Source organism: Planctomicrobium mucosum (genome assembly GCF_051466335.1).
Taxonomy (GTDB): Bacteria; Planctomycetota; Planctomycetia; order Planctomycetales; family Planctomycetaceae; genus Planctomicrobium.
This window is the reverse complement of sequence record NZ_CP195793.1, coordinates 3,673,823-3,698,315: the sequence shown is the minus strand read 5'-3', so window position 1 is coordinate 3,698,315 and position 24,493 is coordinate 3,673,823. Positions and strand designations below refer to the sequence as shown.

The 24,493-nt window shown below is 53.2% G+C and carries 19 protein-coding genes; 9 read left to right on the top strand and 10 right to left on the bottom strand.

The features are described 5' to 3' along the window. Positions 1 to 17 precede the first annotated feature (17 nt). Positions 18 to 2,120, bottom strand: coding sequence for a hypothetical protein (locus SH668x_RS14690; RefSeq protein ID WP_437185819.1), 2,103 nt, complete (start codon positions 2,118 to 2,120; stop codon positions 18 to 20). A gap of 267 nt (positions 2,121 to 2,387) precedes the next feature. On the opposite strand from SH668x_RS14690, the gene SH668x_RS14685 reads away from it, so the two are divergent. The 3 genes from SH668x_RS14685 to SH668x_RS14675 all read left to right on the top strand — a co-directional run bounded on the left by SH668x_RS14685 (position 2,388) and on the right by SH668x_RS14675 (position 6,438). Then, entirely contained in the window at positions 2,388 to 3,650 is a 1,263-nt protein-coding gene (locus tag SH668x_RS14685; RefSeq protein WP_437185818.1) for a GNAT family N-acetyltransferase, read from the top strand. A 23-nt stretch (positions 3,651 to 3,673) separates the two neighbouring features. Next, positions 3,674 to 4,633 carry a JmjC domain-containing protein gene (locus SH668x_RS14680; protein WP_437185817.1) on the top strand — a complete coding sequence of 320 codons (960 nt, stop codon included), beginning with the start codon at positions 3,674 to 3,676 and terminating at the stop codon, positions 4,631 to 4,633. A 335-nt stretch (positions 4,634 to 4,968) separates the two neighbouring features. Next, complete coding sequence (locus SH668x_RS14675) at positions 4,969 to 6,438, top strand: acyltransferase family protein (RefSeq protein ID WP_437185816.1); 1,470 nt, start codon at positions 4,969 to 4,971, stop codon at positions 6,436 to 6,438. A 12-nt stretch (positions 6,439 to 6,450) separates the two neighbouring features. Here the strand turns inward: SH668x_RS14675 and SH668x_RS14670 are convergent, their stop codons facing one another. The 4 genes from SH668x_RS14670 to SH668x_RS14655 all read right to left on the bottom strand — a co-directional run bounded on the left by SH668x_RS14670 (position 6,451) and on the right by SH668x_RS14655 (position 11,941). Beyond that, on the bottom strand, positions 6,451 to 7,635 hold the full coding sequence (locus SH668x_RS14670; protein WP_437185815.1) for a VWA domain-containing protein: 1,185 nt from the start codon (positions 7,633 to 7,635) through the stop codon (positions 6,451 to 6,453). After that, positions 7,622 to 9,883, bottom strand: a complete 2,262-nt coding sequence (locus tag SH668x_RS14665) for a DUF5682 family protein (RefSeq protein WP_437185814.1) — start codon at positions 9,881 to 9,883, stop codon at positions 7,622 to 7,624. The genes SH668x_RS14670 and SH668x_RS14665 overlap by 14 nt, the downstream gene beginning before the upstream one ends. Before the next feature lie 112 nt (positions 9,884 to 9,995). Beyond that, complete coding sequence (panB, locus tag SH668x_RS14660; RefSeq protein ID WP_437185813.1) at positions 9,996 to 10,796, bottom strand: 3-methyl-2-oxobutanoate hydroxymethyltransferase; 801 nt, start codon at positions 10,794 to 10,796, stop codon at positions 9,996 to 9,998. A gap of 143 nt (positions 10,797 to 10,939) precedes the next feature. Then, entirely contained in the window at positions 10,940 to 11,941 is a 1,002-nt protein-coding gene (locus SH668x_RS14655; protein ID WP_437185812.1) for an NADPH:quinone reductase, read from the bottom strand. Positions 11,942 to 12,644: 703 nt separating this feature from the next. Between SH668x_RS14655 and SH668x_RS14650 the strand changes: the two genes are divergently transcribed. Next, on the top strand, positions 12,645 to 13,871 hold the full coding sequence (locus SH668x_RS14650) for an outer membrane protein assembly factor BamB family protein (RefSeq protein ID WP_437185811.1): 1,227 nt from the start codon (positions 12,645 to 12,647) through the stop codon (positions 13,869 to 13,871). 110 nt (positions 13,872 to 13,981) lie between these two features. Here the strand turns inward: SH668x_RS14650 and SH668x_RS14645 are convergent, their stop codons facing one another. Next, entirely contained in the window at positions 13,982 to 15,391 is a 1,410-nt protein-coding gene (locus SH668x_RS14645) for a proline dehydrogenase family protein (RefSeq protein ID WP_437185810.1), read from the bottom strand. A 276-nt stretch (positions 15,392 to 15,667) separates the two neighbouring features. Further along, entirely contained in the window at positions 15,668 to 16,966 is a 1,299-nt protein-coding gene (locus SH668x_RS14640) for a lactate racemase domain-containing protein (protein WP_437185809.1), read from the bottom strand. A gap of 419 nt (positions 16,967 to 17,385) precedes the next feature. Here SH668x_RS14640 and purM point away from each other — a divergent pair, with 419 nt between their 5' ends. The 5 genes from purM (at position 17,386) to SH668x_RS14615 (ending at position 21,693) form a co-directional block, all read left to right on the top strand. Beyond that, positions 17,386 to 18,435, top strand: a complete 1,050-nt coding sequence (gene purM / locus SH668x_RS14635) for a phosphoribosylformylglycinamidine cyclo-ligase (protein ID WP_437185808.1) — start codon at positions 17,386 to 17,388, stop codon at positions 18,433 to 18,435. A 213-nt stretch (positions 18,436 to 18,648) separates the two neighbouring features. Continuing rightward, a complete protein-coding gene (gene frr / locus SH668x_RS14630; RefSeq protein WP_437188563.1) occupies positions 18,649 to 19,209 on the top strand; it encodes a ribosome recycling factor in 561 nt (186 codons plus the stop codon). 248 nt (positions 19,210 to 19,457) lie between these two features. Beyond that, positions 19,458 to 19,760, top strand: coding sequence for a hypothetical protein (locus SH668x_RS14625; protein ID WP_437185807.1), 303 nt, complete (start codon positions 19,458 to 19,460; stop codon positions 19,758 to 19,760). A 626-nt stretch (positions 19,761 to 20,386) separates the two neighbouring features. Further along, positions 20,387 to 21,205 (top strand): translation elongation factor Ts, encoded by an 819-nt coding sequence (tsf, locus tag SH668x_RS14620; protein ID WP_437185806.1) that lies wholly within the window; start codon positions 20,387 to 20,389, stop codon positions 21,203 to 21,205. A gap of 119 nt (positions 21,206 to 21,324) precedes the next feature. Further along, entirely contained in the window at positions 21,325 to 21,693 is a 369-nt protein-coding gene (locus SH668x_RS14615; protein WP_437185805.1) for a Rieske (2Fe-2S) protein, read from the top strand. A gap of 18 nt (positions 21,694 to 21,711) precedes the next feature. On the opposite strand, the gene SH668x_RS14610 is transcribed toward SH668x_RS14615, so the two are convergent. The 3 genes from SH668x_RS14610 to SH668x_RS14600 all read right to left on the bottom strand — a co-directional run bounded on the left by SH668x_RS14610 (position 21,712) and on the right by SH668x_RS14600 (position 24,344). Beyond that, positions 21,712 to 22,431: a hypothetical protein gene (locus SH668x_RS14610; protein ID WP_437185804.1), complete on the bottom strand. Its 720-nt coding sequence runs from the start codon at positions 22,429 to 22,431 to the stop codon at positions 21,712 to 21,714. 62 nt (positions 22,432 to 22,493) lie between these two features. After that, on the bottom strand, positions 22,494 to 22,661 hold the full coding sequence (locus SH668x_RS14605; RefSeq protein WP_437185803.1) for a hypothetical protein: 168 nt from the start codon (positions 22,659 to 22,661) through the stop codon (positions 22,494 to 22,496). 18 nt (positions 22,662 to 22,679) lie between these two features. Next, positions 22,680 to 24,344: a hypothetical protein gene (locus SH668x_RS14600; RefSeq protein WP_437185802.1), complete on the bottom strand. Its 1,665-nt coding sequence runs from the start codon at positions 24,342 to 24,344 to the stop codon at positions 22,680 to 22,682. Between the last annotated feature and the right edge of the window lie 149 nt (positions 24,345 to 24,493).

Sequence of the window (24,493 nt, the reverse complement as noted above, 5' to 3'; positions counted from 1 at the left end):
AGGCGTTACATCCGGACCTATGCTGCTCGTTTAAACCGCAATGGCTGAATTTCTAGCTCGTCCGAGCTGGCCTGTGGCTCACTGGAGGAGTCCATGTTTTCAGCGACCGGTCTCTCAGGGGCAGTCATCATAACCGGGCCAACATTGGCTTGCTCGAGTTCCTGCTTTTTACGAGAGACTTTCAGGCCAATCACGGTGGCGACCGCGGCACCGAGCAGTCCCAGCATCACCCATGTCAGACGCCAGAAGAAGTCCTGATCAAGGTTTGCGGTCTCTGTTTGATTCGGTTTGGTGACCAGATCGTTCCAGGTAATCGGAGCTTGCTGAGCACTGCTGGTGGTTAGTGATTGGTGGTCTTCAGGCACTGGTGGCGCCATCAATGCTGGACGCGATTTACTAGATGGAATTTCAGCCAATGCTGGGAACTCGCTTCTCTCCATCTCAGGTGCAGGCAGTCCCAGGAACGCCATCTCATCCTTTTCGGCATCGGGAAGACTGACCAGAACTGGTTGAGACGTCTCTTCGGTTACAGTGTGCCCAATCGCAAATTGAACTCGCTCATCCAGCTTGGATGACACCGTTGTCGGCTGATTTCGGACGTTCAATTCAGAAGCTGGAGTCGTCTGGATCACGACGCTGTCAGACATCGGAGCGCTCGACCCAACGGAAACGGTCTGCTGAGGCGACTTCTGCTGTGTTTCGGATTCCTCTTTCACCCCGGAAGGTTGAACCAAAGGTTGTGCTCTCGCACGGGGTGACGGAGTTGGACGAATCTCAGGAAGCCGTTCTGCAGACCAGAGGTCGTTTTGTTGGGATGCCGAATGAGAATTGCTCATCCGCTCATTCCGAGCCAACGCACCTTCGGTTTTGCCCGATGGTTCAACTGGGAGGGCCTTCCAGGTCGCAGACGGAATTTCAGGGAACACAGTATTATCAACCGCGATCTGCTCATGAGACTCTATGGGTTTCTCGGTTGAAAACGCGGGAGTCAGATGAGTCGCTGGCAAGCCCTTCAGGTGCATTTCGTTAGACTTGGCCTGGGCTTGAGCGGGAACGTCTGCCTGGGGGTAGAGCTTCGCAGCAATTTCCTCGGCAAACTCAGCTGGAACAACTTCGTCGGCGTTGTACTTCAACTGATATTGCTGGGAGACCTTATCGGCCAGCAATGCACTTCGGTATGCCGCATGGAGTTCACCACGCAGCTTGCTCGTTTGTGCTTCAGACATCAAGGCCTGAACCTTCAGCTTCTGCTGACGATGAATGATCAGGTCATCAGGTCGTGCGGTGGTCGGTGGAGCCGAAGTGCCGGCCTTCTCTGCAATTGCACTCTCTTTCGCTGCGATCAATGCAGCGGTAGAGGGATTTACCTGAGAAGACTTTAATCTGCGCGACGACGTGGTGTCCTCTTCAGCCCATTTCGGAGTCGTATCGACCTTCGGAGCAACAGATTCTGCTTTGACCTGCTGAGTCGCACGTTCGCCTGGAACTTCAGTCCAGACTCCCTGCTGAGTCTGCGCACTTTCCTTGAACACGATCTCAGATTCGGGCACTGGTTGCTTCACTTCTGCAACAGCAGTCTGATTCTCAGTTCGTTTTGCCTCTTTCTCAAACCATCGATCAGGATTGAACTCCTCATCGCGAGAATGTTGGACTGGCGCCGGTTCTTGCTGCGCGACCCATTCCGGCTTTTGAGTTGGCGTTGCTGCCTTTTCGAAGTCGTTAAATCCCAGCTGGGCAGCCCGTCCCTTTTTGGCAACGTCTGAGTTTTCATTAGAAAGCTCAGCAAAAGGGTCGTTGATTTCTGACTTCGGTGTTTTCTTCCCGAAGAGATTCCAAAAGGAGGATTTCGACTTCGCGGCCGCTTCACCCGCGGTCAGAATGATCCCAACATCATCGTCGTCGAATTCTGATTCTGCAAAAACAACTTCTTCGAGCGAACCCATTGGTCGCTGCGAAGCGGTGTCAGATGGAAGCTGCAGCGAGACAGTGTGCGAGAGTTGTTCGCTCGCCTGTTCGGCCGCGACTTCCGAGGCGGAAGCGGTGTCCGACCGATCGGCGTTGTTCACGCAACCAGAAAATTGAATGCCAGTGGCGCAGCCGACTGCCAATGCAATTTTCATAGAACGTGCGTGAAATGTTTCAGACTGTTGGCGCATCACAAGATTCCCCCTGAGTGATGACGAGAGCGTGGTATCGGATGTATCGACCCGAACATTTCGCTTACATGAGCGGAATTTGCGTAAAAGACTGGTTGTAGCAATTGCTCTGGATGGGGATATTTCGCACCTACTCTCGCGGCAATTCCACTCAATTCCCTGTGCGCGCGTTCTGTTGTTGGCGTACCGTGAGTTAAAGGAATCGTAATTTTTTCTCTGGAATGCCAAGAGATGCCAGCTGTCGAATCGCCATTACTTACCGCGAGCGGTCAACACTCCTCAAATGATGGGGGTGCCGCTGAATTCTTCGGTCAGAATGGTCAGAAATACGAAATCGTCGTGCTCACGGATGCGTCACGTCTTGAGTCGCATCTTTCGGAATGGATGCAACTTGCAGAACATTCGATCGACGCGAACCCGTTTTACGAGCCCTGGTTCCTTCTTCCTGCAATCAAAACACTAGGACAAGGGAACGATTGGTATTTCGTACTGGTTTTCAGGGATGACAAACGTCGTCCCGGCAATCCAGCACTCTGTGGCTTCTTCCCATTTCATAAATCCCGGGGGCCGATGGGGATCTCCCAGCTCTCGCTGTGGAAAAATGCGTTCTGTTTCTTGGCAAGCCCACTGATTCATCAGGAATCGCCAACTGAAACCCTTCGAGTCGTGATGAGTTTCCTCCAGCAGAAAGAAACGCCGGCATCCTGTCTGGAATGGCATCTGGTGAGCGGAGAAGGGCAGTTCCACTACTCGCTCATCGAGGTTCTCCGCGAAAATCTCACGACGACCTATGTTTCGGACCAATATCTTCGCGCCAGAATCACCTGTTCTGGAGACACTGAAGAGTATTTCAAAAAGACCTTAGGCGGCCATCACCTTCGTGAGTATCGCCGCAAGCGTCGGAAACTCGAAACGCTCGGTGATGTCGAGTATCGACAACTGACTGATTTACGTGCCCTGGATTGCTGGACTGACTGGTTCCTGCAACTTGAAGCTCAAGGCTGGAAAGCAAGAGCCGGCACAGCAATTCAGCAAAACGAAGCAGAGACCAAATTCTTCAGAGAATTCGTTGCACAAGGATTTCCGGTAGGAAAAGTTCGCCTGGAAGGCCTTTTCCTGAACGGTGAGCCGATCGCGCTGAAGTGCATCCTGATCGCTGGGAAAGTCGCGTTCGCCTTCAAAATTGCCTTCGATGAGACTTATCGAAACGCGTCGCCAGGCGTGCAACTGGAATTCGAAAGTTTGCGTGAGCTTGCAGCGGATCCATCGATCGAGTGGAGCGACTCCTGTGCCGCACCGGGGCATCAAATGATTGATCGCCTTTGGTCGGAACGCCGCGTCATTCAGAGCCTGACCTTGTCCACCGGAAAAATCGCGGGGGAAATCGTACTTGGAGCACTTCCATGCCTCCGGGCGTTGAACCGCGTCCGTAAGCGTCTTCTCGGAAGATCCGCCTCTAAGTCCGCTCCGAAAACAACAGAAAATCCATCCTGAAACTGGGATCCTGGGCTGAGATTATGACGATTAATACTGTGCCGGTGAGTCAACCCGTGGTCAGCAATAGCAACTCCACCGTCGGCGGGCCACTTCTGGAAGTAAATCCTCACGAGTTTGAGAATTGTTTCACGAAGCGTCCGTTCCTCGTGAAGCATCGACTTTGCGACCATCCGCTGTTCACCATGGAACGCATTCTGGAGTTGTCGCAACGACTTCCGGAATCATGCATTGAGTACAACGCGGGCAATATCCCCATCAGTGTCGAAGAGGGGCTGACACCACGAAACGGGCTCTCTCCAGAAGAGACGATTCGCCGGATTGAAGAGTGCAAATCGTGGCTGGTGCTGAAATATGTCGAGAAGGATCCTGCGTATCGCGAGCTTCTCGAAGAGTGCCTTCAGGTCATTCGTCCCTACTCAGAGCCCATCGCACCGGGGATGACGCAGCCACAGGCGTTCCTGTTTGTGAGCTCGCCCGGATCGGTGACCCCATTCCATGTCGATCCCGAACACAATTTTCTCTTGCAGATTCGAGGCAATAAAGAGGTCCGGATGCTCGATGGGCACAATTCAGAGATTGTGACTCAGGAAACGCTCGAGAACTTCTATTCGGATCGCGGGCGAAATCTGAAGCTTCGCAAAGAACATGTCGACGCTGGCTGGACTTATGATCTCCAGCCGGGGCAAGGGCTGCACTTCCCGGTCACTTTCCCACACTGGGTGAAGAACGGTGAATCGGTCTCGATTTCTTTCAGCATCACGTTTCGTACGCCGGACCTTGATCGACGTAGGGCGTTGTATCAGGCGAATGCGGAACTGCGTGGTCGGGGGTGGAAACCATGGGCAGTTGGCAAGAGTTTTCTCCGGGATAACATCGTCTATCAAAGCTTCCGACTGAAGAGGAAATTCAATCAACTGTTCGCGAAGTCTTCCTGCAGCGAACAGGACGCCAGAAGTTGCGGAATGACGAAAGGGATGTAACTTTCCAAGCATCCTCCGAACTTCTAAAAACACCGAGACCGTCTGAAACTCATCTGTAATAGTGGGTTCAGACGGTCGTTGTTTTGAGTCACTTCGTTTTCATGGGAAGTGGTTTCGAATCAGCTAGGATTGCTCCGCGTCTCCTTGAGTGATGTTCTCATTGATTGACAGTTTTGCTGCAGTTATCGGTGTTTATGCAGGAAACTCCAGAATCGGAGCGACCCACTTGGCATCTCTCGAGCAAGCTGCTCTTTTCCCGAACACGATTTTCGCTGACACTCAATTTGCAACTGATCGGCTGAATTGCCTCCACGTAGATGTGACAGGGGAGTTTCATGAGTTCTCGCAAGAAGCGCTTAGCTGGGGTGCCATTGGAATCGGAAACTGCTCCGAACACTTCTTTTGCCGCTCCGTATTCAAGTGCTGACAAATCGACTCCGCAAAAGCGAAGCGTGGAATCGACCTCTTCTGGAATGAGTGCGCCCGCGAGACTAGTTTCGTTGGATGCGTTTCGTGGGTTCATCATGTTGATGCTCGCTGCTCACGGATTCGGAATCGCATCATTAGCAAATGCTCCCGAAGAGAGCCCCGTCTGGGATCTCGTCAATCGCCCCGCGTTCCAGTGGTTCGCATTTCACTTCGAGCATCCTCCCTGGGTGTCCAGCTTTGTTCCGGGGACACATGATGCTGCAATTGGAAGTCCGTGGTGGCATTGGGGCGTCTCATTCTGGGACCTGATTCAACCATCGTTCATGTTCATGGTGGGAGTCGCTGTCCCGTATTCCCTGCAGCGTCGAAATACACAGGGAGAATCTCCGTTTCGTCGGGGACTTCACGCATTAGTACGCTCCATCGTCCTCATCCTCATGGGGGTCTTTCTGTACTCGTTGTGGTCACCTGCAACGAACTGGATCTTCCCGAATGTACTGGCTCAGATTGGACTGGGTTACTTCTTCGTCTATCTGTGTGCGGGGAGGAAACTCTGGATTCCACTGACGGCATTCGCCTTCGTCCTCGTCGGGACATGGGCTCTGATGCACTTCGTTCCTCCGCCGGCGAACTACAACCCGGCAGAGGTGAACGCGAGTGTGGAGCGGGGCGAAGTCTTCGCGGCACCATTTGCGCAATGGTCAAAAAACGGGAATGCGTTCAGCCAGTTTGACGTCTGGTTTCTCAATCTCTTCCCGAGATCGGAAGAGGCGGGCCCATTCACTTTCAATGGTGGCGGATATCAGACACTCAACTTTATTCCGAGCATCGCCACGATGTTGCTCGGATTATTTTGCGGACAGATTCTCCAAAGTCGAATCGCTCCAAGTCGAAAGCTGCTGAGTCTGATCGGATTGGCGATCGCACTGCTCACACTCGGGGTGATCGCAGGAGCGACCTGTTGCCCTGTCGTGAAAAGGATCTGGACCCCGGGATGGGTGCTGTTCAGCGGAGGCTACGTCGTCGCAATGCTCGCAATTTTTTACACATTATTCGACCTTCTCCCGCTTCAGAAATTGGCGTTCCCGTTGGTCGTCATCGGCTCGAATTCGCTTCTCGTCTATTTCTTTGGCGAATTGCTGACTGGCTGGTTCGCTGAAAATGTGAAGCGGCACTTTGGCTGGATCATCGAAGGGACGCTCGGGAAAATCGGCGAGCTGTTTAAGTTCTTTCCAAATCGCGACATGCTTGCTGGCGAAATGGGGAGTACCCTTGTCACCGCGTTTGAGCCTGTGATCAATTCCACGAGCGCTGTGATCGTCATCTGGCTGATCTGTTACTGGCTGTACCGACAGCGAGTCTTTTTGAAGGTTTGATTCCGCTACGGATTAGGTCTGGATTCCATGGAGAATCACTTCGTTCATGGATGCCCACTGAGTCAGGTTCTGCCGGCGGAGTGCAGCGGCCAGAAGTTCTGGAAAGAGATCTGGAGTGCATGCGAACGAAGGAGTACCCAGCGACGCGATTGCCGTGACCAACTCATGATTGTAGGAAGGAGTTCCTTCATCATTGAGAGCCAAAAGCGAGATCACGTTCACTCCACTCGCGATGAGTTGAGCGATCCGACGGACGAGTCCGTGTGGATCGCCCCCTTCATAAAAGTCGGTGATGAGGATAAAAGTCGTTTGCGTCGGGCGAGTAATCAGCTGCTCGCAGTACCCGACGGCACGATGAATATCGGTCCCTCCGCCAAGTTGTGCGGCAAACAGCAGGTCAACGGGATCCTGCAAGTGTTCACTCAAATCGACCACTTCCGTGTCGAACACAACCATGCTTGTTCGAATCGAACGCAATGAAGCGAGCGTCGCACCGAGAATTCCCGAATAGACCACAGAGGTCGCCATCGAACCGCTCTGATCGACGCAGAGAATGACGTCCCGCATGCTGGACTGTTTGCGACCGTGGCCGACCAACCGTTCCGGAATGATTGTTCGATGATCCGGAAGATACGTTTTCAGATTTTTACGAATTGTCCGATGCCAATCGATCTCCTGCGGACGAGGGCGGGACGTTTTTGTCGCTCGATTCAGTGCTCCTCTTACCGCAGAGATCAGAGAGTTTCGTAGGCGTTTTTCCACCTCCTGCACCACTTTGCGAACAACCGTTCGTGCCGTTTCGCGTGTCTTCTCCGGAATCACCTGCTTCAGCGACAACAGGGTCGCCACAAGTTCAACATTCGGTTCGATCCGCTCGAGCGTCTCCGGTTGCAGTAGCATCTCATGGAGCTTCAATCGTTCCAGAGCGTCCTTCTGCATGAGCTGAACAGCGGATTTCGGGAAAAACCTGCGGATGTCCCCAAGCCAGTGATTCACGCGAGGAGAAGAACTCCCCAATCCGCCTTTCCGATCGGAGTCGTAAAGGGCTCTGAGGACCCGATCCATTTCCGCGTCATCGCCGGTCAAGGGACAGTCAAAACCTTCGCTCCCGTCCTGCTGCGATTTTGGAGTCGACTCCTGTTCACCAAGCACGAGTTGCCATCGGCGTTGTCGTTCCTGTTCTTCACTCTGCGGCATGCTGGCCTCCGAGTATCTTCGCAAGGATGGGGAGAACTTTGGCGGCACGTTCGTAATGTAGTGGAGTCCCCTGACGCGGGACGTTCCTGTCCGCGGAATCAGAATGGCGATGCATTGATTTCAGCTTCGCAGCCATCACTCTCCGTTCCGCAACGCTGAATTTCGCAAAAGAACGACGCAGCACCGGAAGCATTTCGAGAAAGAGGCTTTCTTCCAGATGGAGGAGCCAGAAGTCCAGAACCTGCCAAACCGAATCCTGATGGATCAGCAGCATACTGCTCCCACCGAATAGCCCTGAAATCCAGTGTGCACAATAGGCGATCTCCTGAGCAGGACCCAGCGCTTTTCGGGTGAGTGTCTCAAGGCCGGCCGCATCCAAGAGTTGTCTTTCGAGCAAGTTGCGAGTCGCCGAGCCCGACAGAAGCCCATGGAAATCCTCGAACGCAAGTCGTTGAATCCGGAGATTCCATTCATCCTGCAACTCGGCTTGCTGCAGCAGATCCAACGCGTCTTGAGTCTTCGACATCGACTGAACTAAGGTCGTCGCCAGTTCATCATTCACGCCAGTACAGGCTGTGAACAGGCCAACGCAAACTCGAGCGAACATTCCGGAGACGATCGGCTTCAATTGGGTCGTGTCAGTCCCTCGGACATCGCCATATCGAATCACACTCGCCAGCGGACCGAGTGCATCCATCAGTTGAATAACATCAGCGGAGATCGCCGAAGCCGATTGGATTCGTTCAATGAGGATCGGGAAGACGCTGTTGAGGTCTGCCTGCATCGCATCATGAAAGAGTTGCGTGATGTCGGAGAGGTGGGGAGCGGTTTCCGCCCGATTCAGGATGCGTGCTGATGAAGCATCAAGTAGAGTGCTTCCCCAGACATTCGCTTCAATGATTGAAATTGCAAACTCTGGCTTCCATTCGAGTTTCCAGACCTCGTGGAAGGTGGAAGTTGCACTTCCTGAGCTCTGAAGTTGCCCCCATGGAATGCCAAGTATGACGAGTCGATGTAACGTTCGACTCTGCTCCCGTGCGTGGTCATTTCGCAAGTCGAGATCAAGCAACTTTGGAGTCAATGAGATTTTCAGTCGCAGGGATTTCTGCAGTCGCTGAACGTCCGCTTCCAGCGGCACTGAAGGTGTTTCCGGTGGAACGGAACCGAGTCTTTCCCCGAGTTCCAGTTGATTTCGAATGGCTCGAAGGGGCGTCTCCTCTCCTTGGCACATGACAGCGAGGATCGACTCGTTCAGCTCGTTCAAACCGGGTGTTCGCAGTTCTCGCAGTGAGGCGAGCGTATCCGCCAGGCGTCGAGCTTCAATGACACTGGCCGACGATGCTCCCAAATCTCGCTCTCGCAGTAATCGTGCCGCATTCACGAACCATCGAGTCGGGGCGTCCGCTTCGGACTCCCAGAGGTGTGCGTACCATCCCGGCGCATGAATGCCCGCTCCATAACCACTACGATACGCCAGTCTGGAATGCGTCCAGGGAATCCAAGTCGCAGTGGTTTTGATCTTGGGTTGCCCCTTGAGCCGTGCATTGTCTTCGGTTGTTTTGCATCCCGGCCGCTTCCCTGCAACAGCCAATTCATCGACGAACGGTCCGTGCCACGCTCCACAGATCACCGCAATCTTCTGAAAGCCTTCCTTCAGCGTCGCACGGATTGTCTTTCGCATGTAGGCTTCGCGAAGCAAGTCCGTTTCACTTGATTCCGGGAACTCGTCTCGGACTGCAGTCATTGCTTCCTGAATAGCGTCAAACACTCCGTGAGCGTCCTGTCGACGCTCAATTTGTTCCTCCCACCAGAGTTCGTGATCCTGATATCCAGCAGCTTCTGCGAGGATGGCAATCGGGTCCGCTCTCCAGGATGGGCGAGATTGCGACTCCTCTGCGGACGATTCCATTGCCTGACGCAGTTTTTCCTGATCATGCGGGAACCGCAAAGCCATTGGCAGGTCCATCGCTCGCACAGGGACCTTATGAACAGCTGCCCAGCGTAATGCCTGCCATTCCGGAGAAAAAACTGCCAGTGGATACACCACCGCTGCTGCCGGCTGATCCTGAGGATAAATCAGCATCGCCACTGGGGGCTTCATCGTCTCGTAGCTTGCGTACTCGAACCGGGATTCGATGTCCCCCGGAGCCTCGAGTGCGATGACATCAGGCTGCCATTCATTCAACGCAGCCAGCAAACTTCTCGCGCAACCGGGACCGTGATGTCGTATTCCAAAGACGCGAATCATCAGTTCCGTTGCCTGATTGAGGTTTGGTGAGTGAGAGCAGATGGAGTGTGATCTTCAGTACCGTCGCTCGCAACCGAGTCGCTGCGAGTTGCGCGCTGAATCATCCCCTTGCTTAGGCTTCTGGAGTCTTTTTCACGTGGTGGGTGTGTTCCTCTGCGGGGAATGTTCCCGCTTGAACTTCCTGAATGTAAGCCGCAGTCCCGCTGATGATTTGGCTTCGCAGTTCCGCGAACAGCTTCATGAACTTCGGCTGGAATCCACTGAGTCCAAACATGTCAGGCGTCACGAGAACCTGGCCGTCACAGTGCGGACCGGCTCCGATGCCGATAGTCGGAATCGTTAGCGTCGCAGTGATTTCCTGTGCGATCTCGGTGGGGATGAGTTCGAGCACAATACTGAACGCTCCTGCCTTCTCAGCAGCAATGGCATCCGCAAGCAGTTTTTTGCCGTCTCGCTGTACAGCTGACATCTTGCCAAGTTTTCGAACCGATTGCGGTTGCATCCCGATGTGTGCCATCACGGGAAGGTCACACTCAGCGAGCCGCTCAATCGTGCGGGCCTGATGGACTCCGCCTTCGAGTTTGACGGCGCCCGCTCCGGTCTCCTTGAGGATTCGACCGGCATTCTTTACTGCCTGACGGGAACTGACCTGATACGACATGAAGGGCATGTCGACAATAACAAGGGCCTTTTTCACTCCACGGGTTACCATTTCTCCATGGTAGATCATCTGGTCCAGCGTGACGGGCAACGTGCTGCTATGGCCTTGAACAACCATTGCCAGTGAATCACCGACAAGGATGGCGTCGATTCCGGCTTCATCGAGCATGGAAGCCCAGTTGTAATCGTAACCCGTCAGAACGGAAAGTTTTTTCCCTTGGGCTTTGGCTCTTACGAATTCTGGAACGTTCATTTCGAAACAATCAAATCAGACAGGGATGGAAGGCAAGATCGCACATTATTACTCATTGCCGATCTTACAGCGTCTAAAATCGAGTGGAATCGTGAATACTCATCGCATTTGCCCCAAGTCGCCGATGCGAAGGGGGCTCCATGTCATTCAGGAATCACGACAATCTTTCCGGTTAGTGAACCCGACTTTAGCAGAGTATTTTCTTCCTGAAGAGCATGTGCAGCGGCCGCTTCGCTCAGAGGAAAACGGGCACCGATTTGAGGTTTCCACTTTCCTTGAGTAAACCAGCGATTCATTTCCTCGGCACAAACCCGTTGTTCGTCTGGACTGGCATTAAACATCGCAAATCCGAGTAGCTGCAGGTCGTTGACGTAAAATGGACCGAGAGTGAATGAGAGCTGAGCATCGCGGCCGGCCATGACGATGATTCTGCCTCGCTTCTTCATAAGTCCGATTGAACGGGTGATGTTCGGCTCGCGTTGGGTTTCCCACCACACATCGAGTCCGCCGTTCCCTGTTGCCGCTGATCGGATCTCCTCATCAATTCCTACTGAGCGGTAGTCGAGGACGACATCCGCCCCCAGCGAAGTTGCGATCTGGCGCTTTTCTTCGCTGCCAGCTGTCACAATTACGTTGGCTCCGGCAGCTTTCGCAAACTGGACGACCATCGAGCCGACGCCACCTGTGCCGCCATTCACGAACAGCAGTTCTTCTGGTTTTAGCCGCGCGAATTGGAACAATCCGAGGTGGGCGGTAATTCCAGTGAGTGCGCCGGCGGCTGCCTGCTCGGAACTCATCTCCGCTGGAGTTGGGTAAAGCCAACTTTCGTCAACGGCTGCTAGTTCCGAGAGAGTGCCTTGCCGATTGAATAGTCCCTGATTGCTCCCCCAGACACGGTCTCCGACCCGGAATCGGGTCACGTCCGAACCGACTTCAATTACCGTCCCCGCCAGATCGCATCCCGGAATGTAGGGGAATTTTACAGGCATCGGGATACTCCCAGCCCGAATGTAGGTGTCGATCGGGTTAATCGACGCGGCACCGACTTTCACCAGCACCTGAGTGGCGCTGATTACGGGATCTGGAAGGTCGCCGTATTGAAGTGTATGGGCAGGTCCCGGCTCGGCAACAAATACACACTTCATCTTTTTGACTCCAGATCTAGCGAATTGGGCCTCCATTAAAGGAGGGGGCGGCAATGAACAGCGGCGTTTAGGGCGAGAAAAACGTTTAACTGCTCATGTCTAGTCGATGTTCGCCAAAGTGATTCCAATGTTCATTCGGGTGAACCAGCCTGGATTCTAAGTGCTGGCATCCGGGGAGACCACTGGAAGTCCGCGTTCGAGCGAAAACAATCGATCTGAGAATCCCAACTGGATTGAGGGCAATTCAGGCGGTGACAGGGGTCCGGGTTCCGAACTTTTCACTGAACGAAGCGAGAAGGTTCAGTAAACGCGTTAAATGGTTTGGTTTGATTACATCGATTATTTCGCTTCGATTTTCTGGGTGAGTTCGGTTTGTAGGTTGGCTCTACGAAAAAGATGCAGACTCCTGATCAGGGAACCCAGCTGAAATGGTTGCGTCGGCTCTCAATCGCCGATCAGATAGAGACATCGGCGTCCCCTTCACGCCTGTTTGCGCCAGTCGGGGAGGGGCCGTTCGGGGTCAGCCATTGACCATAGGGCCTTAGTCCTTGAGACCCGAGAGGATTTTCTCCTCATTTGTTTGTCAATTTAGGCTGAGTTAAATCATAATCTTGTTGTCTTCTCCGGTTGTATTTCTTGATCAGAAATGCAACTTGGCAGGAGTCAGACAGCCTAAGTGAAACGCCACGTCCAGGATTTACTCATGCAGATGTCAATTCGACTCGCCCCGGTCGTTGTCGCAATTCTCCTGTTTGCGTCGCCAGCCTTTGCTCAAGGGAAGAAATCGTTTCTTCCGAGCGAAGTCGAGTTGAATCGACACGGCCTGACGATGGCTTGGTGGGCTCAGGCTGACGTCAATGCGTCACGAGATCGCGTTGAGTTCTTTAGTTGCGATGAGCAATGCGTTTACGTCCAGTCCTCGACTGGTGTGCTGACTGTCATCCATAGCGAACTCGGCCGAAAGCAATGGGGACAACTTATCGGCAAGCCGGAACAGCAGTCGTTCCCTGTGAGCACGAACGAAAATGAAGTCTTGGTGGCAGTGGGGCTCAGCCTGTTTTCCCTGAAAAAAGAGACTGGAACAACTGAATGGACGATGTTGTGCCCAGAGTATCCTTCCACATCGCCACAGGTCGATGATAGATATCTGTTTATCGGGACGGTGGACGGAAGCATTCTTGCTTATGATCTCGAAGAAATTCGCAAGACATATTCCCAAGGGTTGCTGCCACAATGGACCGTCCGTTCACGGTTGTGGAATTTTCAAGCTCCAGAGCGAATTGTCTCGACTCCAGTTTCATTTCGAGATGACGTGATTTTTGCGTCGGCTCGTGGCGAAATTTACTCTCTGAAGAAATCTAATAAGGAGCTGAACTATCAGATTGAGCTGAACACGCCACTCCGTACTCAGCTTGGCTTCTCTAGTGATCGGATGCTGGTGTGTGACGCCCGTGCACGAATGCTCTGTCTGGAAAAAGCATCTGGACGAACTCTTTGGACGTTCGCGGGGGGGGCACCCATTCAGAAACGCCCAATCATCAGCGGTGCAAATGTCTTTGTCGTGCCTCATCGTAAAGGGCTGACCGCACTCAATAGCGCGACCGGCGTGACCGAGTGGAACAATCCTCTTGCATCAACGTTTCTGGCTGCGACTGACAATCGCGTCTACGCCAGCGATGACAGCAACAATCTGCTGATTCTTGACCGTTCAAATGGAAAGCTGGTTGGTTCGCTGAGTCTGCGAGATTTCTCTGTTCGTGTGACAAATGACCGCACTGACCGCATTTTTCTTAGCAGTCCGGGGGGAACTGTGATCGCTCTTCGCGAAATCGATTCCACATTCCCACCGTATTACCTGAATCCAGAGCGACGTCCGATTTCCCCGGAATTCGCAGCCGAAGAGGAAACGGAAGAGACCGCTGCGGAATAAGTGCAGCCATATTGAGCCTTGCCGCTCACAGGTGATCAAATAAAAAGAGAGGGCGTTCGACAAATCGAACGCCCTCTCTTTTTCCATTCAGCATACAGTTCGCTTATTGCTTAAACTGCAACGGCCTCAGCCTTCGGCTCAGGTTTCAGTAACAGCTTGTTGATGTCGGCACCCTTTGAGTAGGCACTTCGCAGGAACGATTCGTTCGAAGTGTTTTCAAGAAGGCGACGGACCAAGTAAGACATCCCCGGAAGCATCTCACCGAATGGGGTGTAAACGCGAATGCGGTACCCGCGTTCGCTAAAGAGTTGCTGCATCTCTTCCGCCATCCCGTGCAGCATCTGGAGTTCCCACGCTCTTGTCGGAACCCGCAATTTGTCTGCAGTCGCAATCGCGTGGGAAATGCTGCGCAAGTTGTGTGAAGCAATCGCCGGTTTGAGCCATTTGTAATTCTCAAACAGGTATTCCGTCATCTTTTCGAAGTTGGCGTCAGACTGCCATTTTTCGCGAAAAACGGGGCATGGCCAATCACGATAGTCCGAGGTGATCGTTTCGTGGTCCCAGTACGCTCCTTTGACCAAACGGACCCAGACGGGTGTACCGCGTTGCTCAGCCCATTCGCGAAGATCTTTCAAATCCTGCTCGGCATCATGCAGGTACGCCTGAATGACAATGCCGACGTTTGGCCACTTTCGGAATTCGTCTTCACTGCAAATCTCTTTGAAAATTTGCAACGTGAGGTCTTTGTAGGCGTAGTGCTCCATGTCGATGTTGATAAACGCATCTCGCTTTTGAGCGCTGCGAAACAGGTTTCGCAATCGCTTCTTCACCTTTTCGGATGTCCCAGCGGGGTCCATTGGATTGAAGTGACTGGTCAGCGCCGACAGCTTTAATGAGAGATTGCAGCGGGGAATGTACGCCGTATCGTCCCTGTCCAAGACTGCATCTTCGTTCCACTTTTCGACGAGCGGAGCAAGATCTTCGAGCAGCGACTTGTAAGCGTTGTAATATTTCTTGGCTTCGTCGTTGCTGATGACCGCTTCGCCGAGCAGGTCCAGGGTAAATGCCAGTCCTTTCTGTCGCAACTTGGAGACCGACTTGAAGACCTCTTCAGGCTTGGTTCCCGCGATGAATCGCTCTGCCATTTTGCGAGCGTTGGTCCGGGCGTTGAGTGCCAGTGCCTTGCCGAGAATGGAATCTGGTTGAGCGACATCCAGACCGACGCGCGCCGCGTATGGGAGGCGGGAGCGGACCTGTTCGAAATACTCCTGGAGATGCTGCGTCACCGAGGTGCTCGATTTGAGCATCGGGAGAACATCCACGAAACGAAACATCTGGATTTTGACCGACTCGTCCTGCATCGCCCATTCGAGAATATGGTCGAGCCACCAGCGTCGTTCAAAAACCGTCGGAGTTCGACGCGCCAATGCGGTCCAGAGTTCACGACCGATCGACTGAGTTCTCTCTTCGATTGTGCTCGATTCTGTCACTTCAGAATTTGCTGGAGCAGGTTTGGCCATGGGACTCATCTTGAAATAATTTTGAATAGGGAGAAGCAGGAGAGAAGTTGACCGGTCCACGTCACCTTGGGACCAGGCATTCTACCGTCATGGTACCCGCTAATTTTCTGAAAACTGCAACGAGATTTGAAACGTTTTTACATGAATTTCAAAAAACATTCCGGATCATGAAGACTGCTCCACAACGACAGAAGTAAACATGCGTTGATATGCCTGCTCTACAGCGTATGGTGTGTCAGGAATTGGGAATCAACGTTGGCTTTACCGAAGGCCGATTCAATCCTGCGCCTCTTCGAGTCGGTAAAGCTGCTCGCCAGCTTTGCGAACAAGGAGAATTCCTTCATCCTCGCGATTGGCGAAATCTTCGACATTGATCGTCGCTGGGTCTCTGTAACCGAGATTGATCTGTGCGCAAACTTCTGGAGGAATTCCAGAGGCGAGTGTCACTTTCACGCGGCAACGTTCAATTCCGTCTTCGTAGGTCCCGCCGCCGCGCACGTGGGTCGAGTGTGCAAGAGTTCCCCAGGGGTAGTCTCGAAAACGATCCCACTGTTTCACGAAGTAATCGCGACAGTGGTAGCCGATTTCCTTGATGAGGGCTCCATGTGTCACTGAGATATCATGCATATGTGGTGCGTAGATGATGAGCTCTCCGCCGTCAGCGACCACTGGTTCAAGTTTGTACATACACTTGCCAGCCACCCAAAGTTCGTCGTACATCAACGGAGCGCAAGAAAGCACGGTGTGAAACGGCTTCGGCATTCGCTTGATGTGAATCTTTCCGGAAAGATCGGCAGCGTCGCTCCAGGCCTGCTCCGGAGTGTTGTAGAAAATGCCGTGCAAACGCGCGGTGCCATCGGGCGACACGACAAACGTGATCGCTTTTCGCTCCCGTGGAATCAGTTTGGCCGCTGCATTCACGATCTCTCGAACGGGGGTCGATTTCACACCGATGATCCCTGCATTGGTGATCAGTGCTCCCAGCCAATGGAAGAAGTTCAGCAGTTCCGGGCCAGAAATCCCGGGGAAGAAGTATTTGTTCCCTCCCGAAAATCCGACCACTTCGTGTGGGAAGACAGGGCCCAGCACGAGCAATGTATCGTAATCAAGAATCCGCTTGTTGATCTTGACCGGGACCACCTGAGAGAGCATTCCACTGGAGATGGCCGCCGTCTCATCCTCGGTCAGGATTCCAATCTGGGTGAGCGCCTCTGGATTATCCCACTCATGGTTGATGAGTTCCGTTTGAAAGAATAATCGCTCTCGTTCTTCGGGATTGATTCCCAGCAATTTACAGATCTGCGCATCTGACATCGGGGGATGAGTTCCCAACGCCACCATCACGTCAAGCTGTTGAACGACTGGTCGTAGCTGTTTGAAGATACAGTCGAACAGCAACGGAAGAGGGGCCGTTCTGGTTGCATCCGGGATAATCAGCAACAGCTTTTTCCCTCGAAATTCTTCGACGGGGAGATTCCTCGAAAACCATTCCCGAATTTCATGTTCGGAGAGAATCGGATGTGAGGAGCTGGAAGAGTCCGGTGTCGAAATAAGGGCTTCGCCGCTGGATTGCATCTACGCGTCCTCAAGTGCTACGGAAATGGTTGCGGGAATTGACGTTGGAGTCGAAGTTCCGCCTGGGTGACCAACGAAATGGCCGCAGAAGACCGGCATCGTAAATCATGCATCAAAATCGGCAAAGAGATCGAGAGGCGGATGCACGAAATTCCCGGCCGAAATCTAATGATCTCCGGGATTTGGCTGCCCGAAGTAAACCAAACGGCAGGACTTCCCAAAGTTGGCGGGCCGGATTCCTGTCAATGGCCGCAATTCCAGATACAGTTGTTCTTTAGTCGAAGTGAATTTAACTTCCGGTCAGATCAGGCCCGAAATTGAGGCCTGACGAGAACAAAATAATTATCGCTGATCCATTCGGTGCGGAAGCGGCCGAGATCAGTCATCCCCATCGGGAACTTTCCAGGACCACGTTGATTATGGCAATTTCATACAAAGATGCGGGCGTCGACCTGGAGTCCTACGAAGAAGCAATGGGGAGGCTGCCTGCGTTAATTCAGCGGACCCAGACTGCTCGGGTACTTCCGTTGATGGGGGGCTTCGCCGGCTTGTTCCAGCTGAACGGCGACAACCGGAAATACCGGGATCCCGTGCTCGTTTCCGGAACTGATGGTGTCGGAACGAAAATCAAAGTCGCGTTGATGGCGGGGCGTTACGATACGATCGGCATCGATCTCGTTGGCATGTGTGTGAACGATTGTTTGTGTCTGGGGGCTGAACCCCTCTTCTTTCTGGACTACGTCGCCGTCGGGAAAGACAACCCAGACCTCACCACAGCATTGGTAAAAGGGGTTTCGGATGGCTGCCTGTTGGCGAAATCCGCTCTGATCGGTGGTGAAACGGCGATTATGCCGGACCTCTATTCAGAAGGTGACTTTGACATGGCCGGTTTCTCGGTCGGTGTCGTTGAGAAGGACGAAATTCTAGACGGCAAGAAGATTCAGGATGGGGACGTTCTGATTGGAATCGAGTCTTCGGGGCTCCATTCGAATGGTTACAGCCTGGTGCGCAAAGTCGTCTTCGGGCACGCCAAGCTCGATATCAATGCGGACGTGCCTGAACTGGGGATGACTGTCGCCGACGCGTTGCTGGTTCCAACACGGATTTACGTGGAAGTGGTTCAGGAACTGCTTCGCGGCGAAGGGATGAAGGGGCTGGTCAACGGGATCGCTCACATCACTGGAGGAGGACTCGCTGAGAACACCGGCCGTGTGATTCCGGCTGGACTTCAGGCGACGATCGATCGAAGTGCTTGGCAGGTGCCACAGCTATTTCAGTGGCTGCAGAAATTGGGTGAAGTGGACCGTGAAGAAATGTACCACGTGTTCAATATGGGAATTGGTCTGGTCGCGGCAGTGCGTCCCAGCGCTGTGGAAGCGGTGCAGGCGATTGTTGAGAAGTGTGGATTTCGGGCGCACATTGTCGGTAAAGTACAGCCGGGCGAGACCACTGCTCAATATCTGAACTAATGGGATTCACGAAAACCGCAGTAAATTCTGTGGTGTAGGATTCGTTTTAACCGATTTTGACAGAAGAGGTTGCGTTTCTGCAGGGAAGGGCGGATAAAGATGTCCAATCCGAGATCGCAGGCCCGAAAATCTCTTCACTAATCTTTTCTAGTCCGATATCGTTAATCCTCTTCACACGTCAAGGATTTGCCCTGAGGAACGCACAACATGGCCATGCAAATTGATGAGATTCTGCTCGACGCTGAAGAGCGTATGGAAAAAGCTGTGGAGGTATTCCGCAACGCACTCCATGGTCTCCGTACCGGGCGGGCTTCTCCAGGATTGGTCGATTCTGTCCGAGTCAACCTTTACGGGTCGCCGACACCGATCAAGCAAATGGCCAACGTAAGTTGCCCAGAACCACAACAGATCGTAATTCGTCCGTTCGATCAGTCGACTTTGAATGACATCATCAAGGCGATTCAGGCGAACGATGCTGGACTCGCTCCGAACTCTGATGGTCGTCTGATCCGTATCAATGTTCCGCCGCTTTCAACCGAGCGTCGTCGCGAAATGACGACCCGTATCAGCAAGTTCGCAGAGGAAGCGCGCGTTTCGATTCGAAACGTTCGTCGGGATGCGAATAAGCATGCTGAAACTTCAGAAAAGGAAAAGCTGATTTCAGAAGATGAGCTCGAATCAGCAAAGAACGACGTTCAGGAATTGACCAAAAAGTTTGAAGGCAAAGTGAACGAGTTCGCCAAAGACAAAGAAAAAGAAATCATGGAAGACTGATTTCCATTTCTGTCATGAACACGAGACGCGGGGCATATCGGTTTGCCTCGCGTCTTTTTTTGTAAATTGCTGCCTCTACCAAATCCCGAGAGTGCTCAATTCGAGCGACCACTCGTCGTCCGAGACTCGAAGATTTTGCGGACGTTTTTAAAATCTTCGACCAATCTTCTCTATGTGTGCCACCTAGTTGTCATAGCTGCCTCGATAACAGAGGACGTACGTCTTCAACCGTTGACAGGGCACGCACGATGCTGACAGATCTCAAGATTCACACCAGCCATGATGGTTCGCCGGGTTCAGACCGCATGAACAAGGGAAGAGGCATTCCCCTCATTTGCCCCCAGTGTCAGCAGGCCATTAATCTCTCCATTGGTCTGTGCGGAAATCGCCAGATCGATGCCATTCTGTTGCAGGCGGGGCGGATCGGGACGGAACTTGAGTGCGACCGCTGCGGGCTTCGGTTTGTCTTTCACAGCACCGGGAGCGTTGCAGCCAGTCGGTCAGCGATGTTTCATGGACGTGAACCGGTCAAAGTCGATGCGATGATGTGATTCCTCGCTGGCAGAGGCCAACTCCTCCCGGACGACTTGGTGCAACAACCGCCCCTCCTCAAAAGCAAAGCGCAGGGCATCGTTGCCTCGTTGTTTGACGGAGTGGTCCTGCGACGGTGCAGGGAGTTGCCTGAGTATGCGGGACCCTGCTCTCGCATCGGACATTCTCTTCTGCACAGAAATCGCTGCGGGAGAAGGGCAGAACCGGAATACGGACCGGCGTCAAATTCAGAAATAGAATTTCGCCAAGTGTCGATTTGCCGACCGATTAAATGTCGCCGCCGGTAACGGATGTGGTGATAAACCGTAGCGTCTGGCCGAGAGTTGGGTCCGCTGATGCGAAGTTCAGGCTGAATTCTGAGTGGATCTTTATGAGAACTTGGGGACTTCCTGCGGAATTTATCCGGCGGGACCGGGGGATTTTTTCAATTTCCCCAAAGAGCGAACTCGCTGGTCGCAACTATTGTCCTAGTGAGCAGATTTCGCAAAAATAGACCCTCAGGCATTGCAACCGCGGTGGCGAACGCTGCTTCTGGACAGATGTTCACTCTTTGCCTGCGAGACCGTGGGGTCTAAGATCGAGCGGGTTGCTAAGAAAGAATTCAATCTGACGAGGAGAATCGGCGATGGCCGAAGTGACAGCTGCAGCCGTGAAGGCACTGCGTGAAAAAACCGACTTGCCGATGATGGACTGCAAAAAAGCGCTGGTCGAAGCAAACGGTGACGAAGATCGGGCGATCCAGATTCTGCAAGAGCAGGTAGGCAAGGTCATTGCCAAGCGCGCTGCGAACAGCACCAACGAAGGAAAAGTGTTCACCGCTTTCTCCGAAGACGGCAGCCAGGCTGTTGCTGTTGAGGTTCTCTGTGAGTCTGCTCCAGTGGCTGGAAGCGAAAGTCTTGCAGTTCTCGGGAACGCCTTGCTCCAGCAAGTGATCAACGGCCCAGGTGCAGCGAACGGCGAAGAGTTGCTCGCTCAAGGCAGCCTCAAAGATCTGTACGAATCAACCGTCAACAAGATTCGCGAGAAGATCGTGATCGGTCGCGTTGTGAAAGCACCGGGACCTGTCGGCGTTTACGTTCACCACGACGGCAAGACCGCAGTGTTGTTCGAAGCAGAAGGCACACCGAAAGACGCTGCGATTCTTCGCGACGTCGCAATGCACATCGCTGCATTGAAGCCAACTGTCGCGACGGTTGAAGAAGTCGATCCAGCGGCAGTCAAAGCTGAACGTGATCGCCTCAGTGAAGAAGCACGTGCGACTGGCAAGCCAGAAGCCATCATCGAGAAAATGGTTGATGGCCGTATGAGCGTCTTCTACCGCGACGTTGCTGGTGTTCTCACCGAGCAGGCATTCGCGAAAGACGACACCAAGTCGGTTCGTCAGGTCCTGGCTGAAAACGGCCTGAAAGCCAAGAAGTTCACTCTTCTGGTTCTCGGAACATAATTCGAGTCGGCATTAAAACGAGGTCCATTTTCGACGACGGAAATGGACCTTGTTTCTTTTTTGCTTTGCGATTCGCCGTGCTCAAGTGAAAGCGGGCAACGCTCTCAACTCACGGATTTTTGTCGAGGGGTGCTGTTCTGAATACGCTCTTTCCTGACCTCCCGGAATTTGTTGCAGTCGCCAAGCTGGGGGATATTCCCGAGGGTGAGGGGAGAACCTATCCGGTTAACGGCAAGATGATCGCCATTTTTTTCACTGATGGTGAATACTTTGCAATTGATGATGCCTGCCCTCACGCCGGCGCATCACTTGCCGCCGGTTGGGTGGAAGATGGAGCGGTGACCTGCCCGTGGCATGCCTGGCGATTTTGTGTCAAGAACGGGACGTGGCTCGATAGTCCGAAATCGCCACTACGTGCGGGAACGTACCCAATCCGGATTCAGGGAGACGACGTCCTGGTCGGTGTGCCACCTGAAGTGAAAAAGTAGAGTGAATTGCTAGTTTCTTTAGACGTTTTCTGTGACGTCTGGGATCACATGCAGGAACGAGTTCGGTCCTTCAAACGTGGCTGAGTTTCCATCTGGAAATGTGACCTGAATATCGAAGCGATACTTTCCGGGGATCCACGTCGCCGATTGTGCGGAAGTCGGCTGGAAGCGAACGACCTTTGTCTCGATCCCTGAAAGAATCGTTCCGGCCAACTGGAACGAAACGCCCGGTTGATCAACGTTCTTTGCGCTGAGCCGCACCTGGGAATCGGCGGGCAGGTCTGGAAAATCGCTGCGGGAGAACTCGAGTGCTCGTCCGTGCTCTGCGAGGTAGGAATCCCCTCGGATCAAAGGTGTTGAGAGCGTCTTTCCAATCATCATCGGAGCTGAGACAGTCAGGATACGCTGGGATGCGAGTTGTCCGAGGGCCGCTGGCGAAAATGAACTCACTTCAAGGTTGCGTGGGAATTCGCTGGTGATGATGAATGAATTCGCGGTTCCAGTTGGGGAAAGAAAACCATCGTAGATCAAAACGTCGTCCCGCAGGACACGAGCGCGGAGTGGGCCTTGAATTGAGGTGGCGAGCGTGGCCGAGTAGTAGCCTGGGACGGATTCAGAATTTTCTTCAATGAGTTCGACTGTGGCCTCGATTTGCAACGGGCCTCCTTGGACTGGATGCAGGGAGAGGTTGAGGGGATCGTCTGATGTGAAATGCCAAAACCCGATCGAAGTGGGCATTGTGACCCTTTGAGATTAAAGACGTGAGGGCTGGAGCAGCCTTTCTCGGAACCTATTTGAATTCACTCAGTTGGCGGAACAGTCACGTGCTGAAACTGAAGAGTTTGCTGGAATTGGCTCAGGCATCGGGCATGAGTTTGAAACTCTCTGACAATTGCGTGTTCTTCCAGCAACCGCTGCATCTGCTCCGCATGAAATTTGATCCGCAACTGAAGTTCATCGGGATTCATGGTGATTCCTTTCATAGCCTAGACGGCCGTCATGTTGAATTTGAAAACGGTTCCGGAAGCATCCTTCCAGAACAGCCCGCTGTCTGTCGATGAGCGAAACAGTCCCCCAGGTAGAGCAGCTGATTCCGCAATCTCCGCGAGAACCACGCTTCCGCCCCGGTCGACTCGAAAACGCGATGATCCACCGATCTGCACATCCAGCAACGTCTTAACACCACTACCAACCGCCGATTCCGAAGGATTGATCAGAAACGCGGAATAGCCCGCTGTCCCGCTTTGGTTGATGACGGGATTGATCGTAAACGGAACAGCGACTCCAGAACTCCCATCACAAGTCACTCCCCCCATCGAAATCAATGGGCCGGAAGCTCCTGAACTCAGTGCAAAATCGATTAGCCCTCGTGAAGCAGAAACCGGGGACGGAGAAAACCAAATCGAACGGCCTGTATTCGTGGCGATGGATGATGCGTTTGCATTCGTCGATGTGCCGATCACCGTCGTTCGAGCAACTCCTCCGGTATCGTAAAACGTCCCGAAGTAGGCGGTGTTGCTAGCAAATCTTGCGATGAGTCGTTCTAAGGAATTGTTGTTGACTGCTACCGGGAGTCTCGACGTCACTTGCGACTTTTCAACGGCGAACAGACTGGATCCACCGAGTTGAAAATCTGCAATCACTTTCGAACCGCTGCCGGTCGAGGTTTCAGAGACGTTGAAAACGTATCCGAGATAGCTTGCTGCCCCCGATTGCATCACGCTCGTTTCGAGATATTGTCCAATCTGAATTCCGCTTGCTGCCGTGAGCGTCGTTGAGTTCGAAATCATCGGCCCCGCCGCACCATTTCCAGCACACGAAGTGTGAATCGATCCGACGGTGCTGCTGATGGGGTTGGCAGCGTATTGAGTCTGATTGACGTTGTTCGCTGAACCGGCCGTTCGGGCAGCACCAATTCGCAGCCTGCGGGAAACCCCTGAACCACCGTATTCCACCAGCAAACTCAACAGATTGCTGGTCCACGATGCGGAAAATCGTTCATAGTTCGTGACGTCGGATGTGTTGTAGACTTCGAAGCCATTGCCAGCCGCCAGTTTCACTGGCCCGGAGAACGTGGCCCCTGAAAGTGGCGCATAGCCCGCGATCGTGGATGCCCAATCGGTGATCTGGGAGATGGTGTGCGAATGCGACGCTGGCGCTGCCCCGACATCCGATGATCCCAGATTGACTACGCCAGTTTGACCGTTTACTGATTGCACGCTGACGCTTGGTAAGGAAACTTGCAGCCAGCTTTCAACATCAGCTGGCTCGTCAGTTGTCAACCAGAACGCCGCCTGCTGGTCATTACGGTAGCAGTAATCACCGCGTTGGCCGACCAGTTCCAACATGGCAGCATCGTCATCAACAGCACCTAGAAATTCCGAAATTGCGATGGCTGGTATTTGTGACGATGGAATCACGCCATCGATTAAATCGGCTTTACCGTCGAGCTGGCTATTCAAGCTCGACTGCAACGCATACTGGTGATGCGGGTTAGAATTCGTGATGTGGTCTTCCAGAATATCGGCGGGCGGGACGAATTGAAGTTTCCCTGAGCCGTCAGTGCCGAGTAGAGATCCAGAGGTTCCGTCATGTCGCGGTCCTCTGAAAACGAAGCCTCCGTTGAGAATGCCGGGAAGGTAACCACTCACGCAACGACTCCATCTCTCGAAGACTGAATGTGCGACTCGAAATCTCGAGTACTTCAATCGAAGCCTGAATGTTGCGCGAGTCTGCGAGCAGCGCATGAAATGGCTGAATTTGGGGTGTGTCCTGGGCGAATGCATCGATAAACTGGTGA